This is a genomic window from Gemella haemolysans (genome assembly GCF_001553035.1).
In the GTDB taxonomy this organism is placed as follows: domain Bacteria; phylum Bacillota; class Bacilli; order Staphylococcales; family Gemellaceae; genus Gemella; species Gemella haemolysans_B.
In genome coordinates this window covers 1-8,937 of record NZ_KQ959974.1, presented here as the reverse complement: position 1 = coordinate 8,937, position 8,937 = coordinate 1, and the positions used below count along the sequence as shown (strand labels likewise).

Annotated in this window: 9 protein-coding genes; all 9 read left to right on the top strand. The window is 29.1% G+C overall.

Going from position 1 to position 8,937, the window contains the following annotated elements; translation table 11 throughout:
* Positions 1-83: 83 nt before the first annotated feature.
* The 9 genes from HMPREF3186_RS06430 (at position 84) to HMPREF3186_RS06390 (ending at position 8,759) form a co-directional block, all read left to right on the top strand.
* Positions 84-968, top strand: a complete 885-nt coding sequence (locus HMPREF3186_RS06430) for an ATP-binding cassette domain-containing protein (protein ID WP_060914448.1) — start codon at positions 84-86, stop codon at positions 966-968.
* A gap of 4 nt (positions 969-972) precedes the next feature.
* Positions 973-1,743 (top strand): ABC transporter permease, encoded by a 771-nt coding sequence (locus HMPREF3186_RS06425; RefSeq protein ID WP_060914447.1) that lies wholly within the window; start codon positions 973-975, stop codon positions 1,741-1,743.
* A gap of 172 nt (positions 1,744-1,915) precedes the next feature.
* A complete protein-coding gene (locus HMPREF3186_RS06420) occupies positions 1,916-2,158 on the top strand; it encodes a hypothetical protein (protein WP_060914446.1) in 243 nt (80 codons plus the stop codon).
* A gap of 671 nt (positions 2,159-2,829) precedes the next feature.
* Complete coding sequence (locus tag HMPREF3186_RS06415; RefSeq protein WP_060914445.1) at positions 2,830-3,681, top strand: aldo/keto reductase; 852 nt, start codon at positions 2,830-2,832, stop codon at positions 3,679-3,681.
* A 289-nt stretch (positions 3,682-3,970) separates the two neighbouring features.
* Positions 3,971-4,438: an IS200/IS605 family transposase gene (tnpA, locus tag HMPREF3186_RS06410; RefSeq protein ID WP_060914444.1), complete on the top strand. Its 468-nt coding sequence runs from the start codon at positions 3,971-3,973 to the stop codon at positions 4,436-4,438.
* A gap of 363 nt (positions 4,439-4,801) precedes the next feature.
* Entirely contained in the window at positions 4,802-6,001 is a 1,200-nt protein-coding gene (locus HMPREF3186_RS09195) for a hypothetical protein (RefSeq protein ID WP_197415029.1), read from the top strand.
* Between the two features lie 377 nt (positions 6,002-6,378).
* Positions 6,379-7,194 (top strand): ABC transporter ATP-binding protein, encoded by an 816-nt coding sequence (locus HMPREF3186_RS06400; RefSeq protein WP_060914443.1) that lies wholly within the window; start codon positions 6,379-6,381, stop codon positions 7,192-7,194.
* Position 7,195: 1 nt separating this feature from the next.
* Positions 7,196-7,969 (top strand): ABC transporter permease, encoded by a 774-nt coding sequence (locus HMPREF3186_RS06395; RefSeq protein ID WP_060914442.1) that lies wholly within the window; start codon positions 7,196-7,198, stop codon positions 7,967-7,969.
* A 1-nt stretch (position 7,970) separates the two neighbouring features.
* A complete protein-coding gene (locus tag HMPREF3186_RS06390) occupies positions 7,971-8,759 on the top strand; it encodes an ABC transporter permease (protein ID WP_060914441.1) in 789 nt (262 codons plus the stop codon).
* Positions 8,760-8,937 lie beyond the last annotated feature (178 nt).

Here is an 8,937-nt window from a genome sequence, read left to right as displayed (position 1 = left end):
TCTACGAAATCACGATTTTTGAGTCACTCCCTTTTCTAAAAAGTAATTAGAAGTAAAACGTAATATCGGGAGGAGGGAGTTAGATGGTAAATCTATTAACAGTGAAAAATTTAGCATACAAATATAAAAATTCTAGTGATTACGCGATTAAAAATATTTCTTTTTCTGCGGAAAAAGGAGATATGATTGCACTTATAGGTAAAAGTGGTTCAGGGAAAACTACGATAATTAATTCTACATTAGGATTGTTTTCTAAGATCGAAGGAGAGGTATCTTTTGGTGAAGGTGTATCTGTTCGAGATATAGACTACTGTATGCAAAATCAATCAGTAGATTGGTACTTAAATGTATATGACAATATTTATATGGGGGTATTATACTCTAAAAATACTATTAGCAAGAAAAGTGTAGATGAGATTATTGAGGTTCTAGGTTTAAAAGGTAAGGAGAAATCAGACTTAACAGAATTATCTGGAGGACAACTGCAGAGGGTACAAATAGCAAGAAGTTTGATATCAGATTCAAAAATTTTATTCTTAGATGAACCTACTACAGGATTGGATATAGTATTATCAAAAAATATATTAGAATACATAAAAAATAACAATAAAGAACATGCTGTTTTTATATCTTCTCATGACTTAGATCTTATAGAAAAGTATTGTAATAAGATAATTTATATAAACGACGGGGAATGTTTATACTTTGGGGAAATGAGCACTTTCTTAAAAGAATATAATAAAGAAATAGTATATAACATTTCTTACAGTGGCGAATTAAGTAAAGATGTAGTAGAGAAACATAAAGATACTATTACAATCGTTGATGATAAAAATTTAAAAATTTTCTTGGAAAAAGAAGAGGAAATTTCAAATGTCTTAAAACTACTATTGGCAGAAAATATTACAATAGGAAGCCTGCAGAAAGAAGAAATTACCTTGAAGAGAATATTGGAATTGGAGGAGTAATTATATGAAAAATGTTATGAAGAATTTTTGGGCGACATCGTATATAGAATATAAGGCGATCGAAAATAATAAGCAGATTATATATACTCAGCTTATGGTTCCAATTTTGTACTTTGTATTCTTTGGATTTGGGATAGGGAACTCTTTTTCAAGTTTAGCTTTTAAAGGAGAAAATGTTAGCTATATTGAATACATTTTTGTTGGAATAATTGGAGTAATACTAAATTCTCAGATGAATCAGTCGGTTTATAGGGTGAATTTAGATAAAAAATGGGGACTTCTAGCGTATAAAAGAATAAAAGGGACATCAGCTATTTCTTATTTCTTAGGGAAATTAGTATTTCCATTAGGAATCACAATAGTGCAAGTATTATTAATTTACTTCTTATCGTTCTTTTTAGGAATAAAAATACAGATAGTTCCTTTCTTAAAAGTATTAATTATTGTAATTATTAGTCTAGTATTTTGGTTTTCTCTTGGGGTTATTATCTCATTAGGAACTGTATCGTATAGAACTAGAGATCTTATCTTAGGAACATTATTACTACCGATAATTTTTGCTGCACCGACTTTTTATAGTCTGGATAATTCTAAGGTGCTATACTATATATCAAAACTTAATCCATTAACTTACCAATTAACGAGTATGAGAACTGTAATTTTCGATATGGATCTTGATATAAATACTTACGTTACAATATTTTTAAGTCTAATAATGTTTGTTTTAGCAATAAGCGTGATAATAAGATCAGAATTATTAGGTGATGAGAGATAAGAGAATGTACACTTAGTTGTTTTAGAGATGACTAAGTGTACATTTGTTTTTATATGAAATGAGCTACTGAGATTTTCGTATTGATACCATTGTATTTTCATATTACAATAAAGGTGTAAAGTTAAATAACACCATAATATAAAAATTCCCGAATAAGAGGAGGTTATTAGTATTGGATAGTACATTAGGATCTATAGTTGCAACTATAACTATTGCTTTTTTATATTTTGTGTTTAGAAGAAATTCTCAACCTATTTTCAAAAAGAATAAACAACAATTATTAGAGTTAATACCAATTGTTGTATTTTGTATATTCTTTCCAAAGGTTATAAAGATAGCAATAATTTTTTTAGTAGTTGAGATTATTTTATATATAATAGATTACCGCAATGAGAAGAAAAAATCTACGAAATAAAGTTATATAATTTTTTAAAAAAGGAGAGCAATACTTATCTAATTTTTAAAAGGAATTTATTTTTCCGTAATAATTTTACTGTATCATTGAGTTAAGTTTACTTGAGTTTTATCTAAATTATGGTATAATAAAAATATAAAAAGAGCCTAGCGCTAACTAGACTCCAATGTAGAACCGTTTAAGACGGTGGCTTATATTTGAATTATATAAGACACAGGGGGGTGACTAAAAGACTAGTAGAAAGAATAGTATGTACAAATTTAAAATTCTTATTTATGAAATATACCTCCTTTTATCAATGTAAAGCATAATATATGTTTGTAATTACAGATAGATCAAATCGTATTTCCTTTATTAGAGCTTTCATTGTAACGCGTTTTTGTTTTAAAGTCAATAAAAGACAATAAAGCGCATGGGAGTGACTCAAAAATCGCGATTTCGGAGAAATCGATTTTGTTGAGTCACTCTCTGTTTTTCATCTGTGGAATGAAGTGTTAGTTTTGTGGTATAATAAAGTAATCTAGTGGAATGATGGGCAACATCCGGTATTAAAAACATTGAATAATTTGCCCGTTCTAAATGTAATAAGGGTACTAAATACCATTATTGAATATATAAAAAAGTTAGATAATTAAATATATAAAATTAAAGAAAGTTAGGAGAGTTAACAAATGAGAGAATTAACTTTAATGGATGGCAATAAAATACCTATTTTAGGATTTGGAGTTTATCAAATACCAAAAGAAGAAACTGAAAAATCAGTTATTGCAGCAATAGAAGCAGGATATAGACATATAGATACTGCTCAAGTATATTTAAACGAAGCTGAAGTAGGAAAAGCAATTAAACATTGCGGAGTAGCCAGAGAAGAATTATTCATAACTACTAAGGTATGGGTAGAAAATGTTTCTTATGATAAAGCAAAAGAATCAATTTTAGATTCTTTACAAAGAATGCAACTTGATTATTTAGATTTAGTTTTAATCCATCAACCATATAATGATGTATATGGCGCATGGCGAGCTATGTGTGAATTAAAAAGAGAAGGAAAGATACGATCAATAGGGGTTTCTAATTTTAATTATGATAAGTTAGTTGACTTAGGAGTTTTTACAGGCGAAATGCCAGCTGTAAACCAGATTGAACTAAATCCATTCCATCAACAAAAAGAAAAAGTTGAGATACTAAAAGAAGAAAATGTTACGTTAGAGGCGTGGGCACCTTTTGCAGAAGGTAGAAACAATATCTTTTCAAATCCAGTATTAGAGAAAATAGCTAAAAAACATAATAAGTCAGTCGCACAAGTAATTATACGTTATTTTGTAGAACAAAATATTGTCGTGTTAGCGAAAACTACAAAACAAGAACGTATGAAAGAAAACTTAAATGTATTTGATTTTACTTTAGACTTAACAGATAAAGAAGAAATTGCAGCGCTAGATCTAAAAGAAAGTCAATTTATAGACCACACTTCTCCAGAACGTATTCGCAAAATGGCAAAACATAAACTAAATTTAGAATAGTAAAACTATATAACAAATGTATGCAATGGTATTTTGTAAATTTATAAAGATAGAAGTATACTTCAAAGACAGTCAGATCAGAGAAATATAGGCTCATCAAAAAATCAGTCCGATTTTTTGATGAGCTCTTTTATTAAAGGCTTTAGCCAGTTGAGGAGGCGAAGTCTCCGAAACAAAAAACCACCCGCTATGCGGGTGCGAGATAAAAGTTAAACAATTGAAAAATCATCCTTTCTTGATAAAATAAGAGTAGTTCAAGTTCTAAAATAAAGAAAGGATGATTTTAATTATGGCAAATAAACATAATAGTTTATCGCATACAAAGTGGTTGTGTAAATACCATATTGTATTTACACCTAAGTATAGACGAAAAATAGAATTTAATCAATACAAACGAGATATAGTAGATATAATAAAAAGGTTATGTAAGTACAAAGGAGTGGAAATAATAGAAGGACATATAATGCCAGATCATATACATTTGCTGTTATCAATACCACCCAAATATAGTGTATCAAGTTTTATGGGATATTTGAAAGGGAAAAGTTCACTGATGATATTTGATATGCTTTCAAACTTGAAATACAAGTATGGAAATAGAAAGTTTTGGGCAGAAGGATACTATGTAAGTACTGTAGGATTAAATGAAAGTACAATAAGAAAATATATCAGAGAACAAGAATCGCATGACATTGCAATAGATAAACTGACAACAAAAGAATACACAAATCCATTTGGAAATAAAAAAAATAGATAAACCCGTTTAACGGGTGGCGGGCGTTAAAATACAATAGGGCTTGAACGAATGTGAAAGCCAGCGCCTTGAGGTGCGTGTTAGTAACAAAGGGTTATACCCGAAGAGAAAACCACCCCTTTTCAGGGGTGGTCATTATTTTTATCCTCTATTAGGTAAAATGAATGAGGTGAAATTAGTATGTAATAGGATATAATATTTTTATATTAAAAAAAATCTTTTACTTATTTTCTCTAATATAAAATCTATAATTTTTCAGATTATTTATTTATATTTTCGGTTTTTTCAGAAAAAAGAATTGACTATATAATATATTAGTGTTAATATATATTCAAATCGACTTACTCACATGGGAGGTGCATAATTTTGAAATTACTAAAAATATTTCCTAAGAATTTTATTAATCTAATCTTAGGGCGTTCGGTATTGAATATAGCGGATAGCTTTTATATGGTTGCGGTAACGATTGCTTTGGTAGAAGTATACAATATAGAAGCGAGTACATTGACGTCGTTTGCTTTAATAGGAATGATTCCATCGCTAGTCGCATTTTCATATAGTTATTTCTTTAATAAGATAAAAAATACAAAATTTTGGATTCTCTGTTTCCAAATTATGCATATTATTTTAGTCAGTCTTTTAATAGTTGCATTAATAAATAAAGCTCATATTGCTTTTATATTTATTTATAACTTTTTATTTAACTTAGTAAATTGTGTTCTTACTTCATTAAATGTAAAAGTAACACCTGAAGTTCTTAATAATGATAATAATTTGATTAATAAATCAGTTGATATTCAATATTTCACCTCAAATTCATTAGATATACTTAGTAATTTCGTTGCATCGCTGTTACTTGGGTTCATCACTTATTTGTCACTTATGCAACTAAGTATTCCAATCTTTTTAGCGGGTGTATACTTCTTTACAAAGTTAAACCTGAATAAAAATATTCAAACTACCGAAGAAACTAAGAAAACAGAAGAGGTAGTTGAAGCTAGTATAGTCGGCAATATAAAGACATTGTTTTCACGAAACGCAGCGTCGAAGATAATTGTTATCGAAGCATTTCTTAGCGGAGCTACTGACTTGCTTTTAAAACTGCTTCCGCTTTATCTTATTAGCATAAATATTGATGTAAAATGGATAGCCTTAGTTCTTTCTGTATGGCGTGGTGCGGACTTAGTAGGAGCAATGGTTGCACCTTTTGTAAAAGTTCCTCCCAAAAATTTCTTCTATATGGATTATTTGATATCAGGAACTAGCTTTTTGTTAGTATTCATAATAGATAATAGTTATCTAAAATTATTGTTTTTCTTTATCACCTTTGTTGTAATAGGAGTTTCTGGAAACTTCTTTGAAAAAATGCTCTATGATGATTATGAAGGAGAAGATCTTGGAGCTATTCATACTATCATAACTAGTTTTTATTCAGTATTTGGCGTCTTGTTTTTATTAATACCTTTCGTTTATGACAATATAAAAGTTCTTGGAGTATCTTTGAACATATTAACAATAATGTTTGGCTTGGGAATATTTGTTTTATTGAAATTTGAAAAACGTTAAAAGGAAAAAATATATCATAAGTATTTAAAAGAAGAAGTAGAACGAGGGATAAATAATAATTCATAAAGAAAAAAGAATAGAAATTCATTCGAAAAGAGGAGAAGTCATATCAATGTGGTATGATTTCTCCTTTTTCACTATGAGAGAGTAGTGATATTTGATATAATGTATAAAAGTGAAATATATAAATTGATAAGACTATAGATTAATTAAAATCTACTAAAGGAGCTTTTGTATGATAAAATTAGTTGTTACAGAAATAACAACGTAAAGTAGAATATAAATAAACGTTATTGAAGACTCTCTATTAAGGGATTTGAATATAATTAGTTGTTGAAAAGTCTAGGTCGGAATTATTTTAGGAAGTGGAGAAAGTGATGGATAATATAATAGATGTAAAAGGTCTAAAAAGAAGTTTCAAGACTCCGAAAAATGGTGAATTTGAAGCTATAAAAGGAATAGAATTTTCAGTGAAAGAAGGAGAAATTTTTGGTTTGTTAGGACCTAATGGTGCGGGTAAAACAACAACGATAAAAATTTTGACTACGATGCTTGCTCCAAGCGAAGGAGAAGCAAAAGTGTTTGGGTTTGATACTTTTTCGGAAGCTAAAAAAGTTAGAGAATATATTAATTTTGTTTTTGGTGGTGAGAGGAGCCTTTATTGGCGGCTTAGTGCAAGAGATAATTTGGCATATTTTGCAGATTTATACAAAATTCCTTCTAAAGATCAAAAAGAATTAATTGAAAAATTAATAGCTCAAGTGGGGTTAAGTGAGTTTATAGATAAAAAGGTAGAAACTTTCTCCAAAGGAATGAAACAAAGACTTCAAATTGCAAGAGCATTGTTAAATAATCCAAAAGTAATATTTTTAGATGAACCGAGTATTGGATTAGATCCAGTAGGAGCAAAAGAATTAAGAGAATTAATAAAAAAACTGTCTAAAGAAGGAGTAACTATTTTACTAACAACTCATTATATGCCAGAAGCAGAAGAACTTTGTGATAGAATTGCGATAATAAAAAAAGGTGAACTGCTTGCCTTGGATGATGTGGTAGGATTACAAAATCTTGTTTCTTACGAAAGAAAAGAAGAAATAAAAGCAAAGAAAGAACGCGAACAAGAAGAGAAAAATAAAAAGAATTTAGAAATAACGTTAGAAGATATTTATATAGAACTATTGGGGGATGCATAATATGTTGAGAGCAATATTAATGAGTGCCAAAGTTCAGATGAAACAATCAATAGCACGTCCAATGTTTAGATTTTGTATTTTTATTAGCCCGATATTAAGTGGAATTTTACTCGGGATGATTTATCAAAATCGTAGTGTGGAAGATTTTATGTTATATGCTTTTATAGGAGCGGGAATCGCTACTTTTTGGGGAAGTATTTGTTTTTCATCAGCTAGTGATATGGATAGAGAAAAATGGCTAGGAACTATGCCAATGATTTTCACCTCACCGATAGGTTTCGAAAATATCATTTTTGGAAAAATTTTAGGGAACACACTTTGGGGAATATTTAGTTTTGGACTTAATATGTTGACGGTAAAAATTTTATTTAATAAATCTATCCAGTTTGCAAGTTTTAGTTATTTTGTATTAATAACAATTTTAATGATAGTGTCTATGATAGCTGTCGGTTTTATGATGGCAGGATTATTTACTTTATCTAGAAAAATAAGTATTCTTATGAATGTTATTGATTATCCGATAATAATGCTAACTGGGATGGTCTTTCCTATTTCGATCTTCCCAAAATTTATTCAATATATTTCATACTTATTGAGTCCAACATGGGCGATGGAAGGTTATAAGTTAGCTGTTCAAGGTGGTAGTAATGAAGAATTATTGAGAGTAGCGTTTATATTGGTGATTATTATAATTATTTATTTTATTATTAGTATATTTTCATTTAGAAAAATTAAGAAACTATGTGTTATTAATGGGACTTTGGAGGTGTTTTAATATGGAAAATGTGTATAGATTTTTTAGAAGAGTTAGTTTTTCATATAAAATGTCTTCGGTATTAAATGATTGGCGTGCTTTCTTTACTATAGATTTGTTAATTCCACTAATGCAAATGATGTGTTATTCACTAGTAGGATACTATGTTTATGGTGCGGAAAATATTGAAAAATGGGTTATAAGTAATGCGATAGTGACTAGTGCATTTACGGCAATTTATAGAGTCGGTCTTCAGTTAGCAAGGGAGAGGGCAAGTGGAACATTGTCGCTAATGTTAGCGACTAAAACGAGTATTTCAGAAATATTAATTTCAAGTGCAATCTCAACTATGTTACTAAGTTTTGTATCGGTAGTTTTTGGAGTTAGCGTACTTAGTTTATTATTAGGACTAGCTTGGAATGGACAAAAAATATTGGAGTTTGTTTTTATTTTAATATTAGCAATATTTGTAGCGACTTGTTTTGGATTTTTTATCTCGTGTTTAATATTATTAACGACAGAAATTCACCTAGTAACGAATACTATAGACAAAGTACTTTTAATATTTACAGGAGCGAATTTTCCAGTTAGTAATTTTCCATATTTAGTAGAGCAATTTTGCTATACTTTACCACTAACGCGATCTATACTTTTAGCTCAAAAATTAATAGGTGGGGAGAGTGTAATAAGCAACATATATCTAATTAGAGGAGAGTTAGTGTTAGCTTTTGTATTTTTAATATTAGGAATAGTGTTGTTGAAAAATATGGAAAAAGCTGCCATAAAAGGTAGTAAGTTAGATTTACTGTAAGTAAATAAAAGGCTCAGAGTAGAAATGCTTTGGGTCTTATTTTTTATGTTAATTTTAGAAAAAACTTAATATTAGAGTGATTTAATGAGGAAAACGAAGGGGGCTGCCCCAAAAGTCCTAAATTTTAACAAGGTTTATATGAAAATCCATAGACGCAGTGGTTTATTGATATCTAAAT

Bases quoted from the DNA above. Each gene is read 5' to 3' on its own strand.
- HMPREF3186_RS06415 (WP_060914445.1), top strand. From the start codon at position 2,830: ATGAGAGAATTAACTTTAATGGATGGCAATAAAATACCTATTTTAGGA.
- tnpA (WP_060914444.1), top strand. From the start codon at position 3,971: ATGGCAAATAAACATAATAGTTTATCGCATACAAAGTGGTTGTGTAAA.
- HMPREF3186_RS06390 (WP_060914441.1), top strand. From the start codon at position 7,971: ATGGAAAATGTGTATAGATTTTTTAGAAGAGTTAGTTTTTCATATAAA.
- HMPREF3186_RS06395 (WP_060914442.1), top strand. From the start codon at position 7,196: ATGTTGAGAGCAATATTAATGAGTGCCAAAGTTCAGATGAAACAATCA.
- HMPREF3186_RS06425 (WP_060914447.1), top strand. From the start codon at position 973: ATGAAAAATGTTATGAAGAATTTTTGGGCGACATCGTATATAGAATAT.
- HMPREF3186_RS06430 (WP_060914448.1), top strand. From the start codon at position 84: ATGGTAAATCTATTAACAGTGAAAAATTTAGCATACAAATATAAAAAT.
- HMPREF3186_RS06400 (WP_060914443.1), top strand. From the start codon at position 6,379: ATGGATAATATAATAGATGTAAAAGGTCTAAAAAGAAGTTTCAAGACT.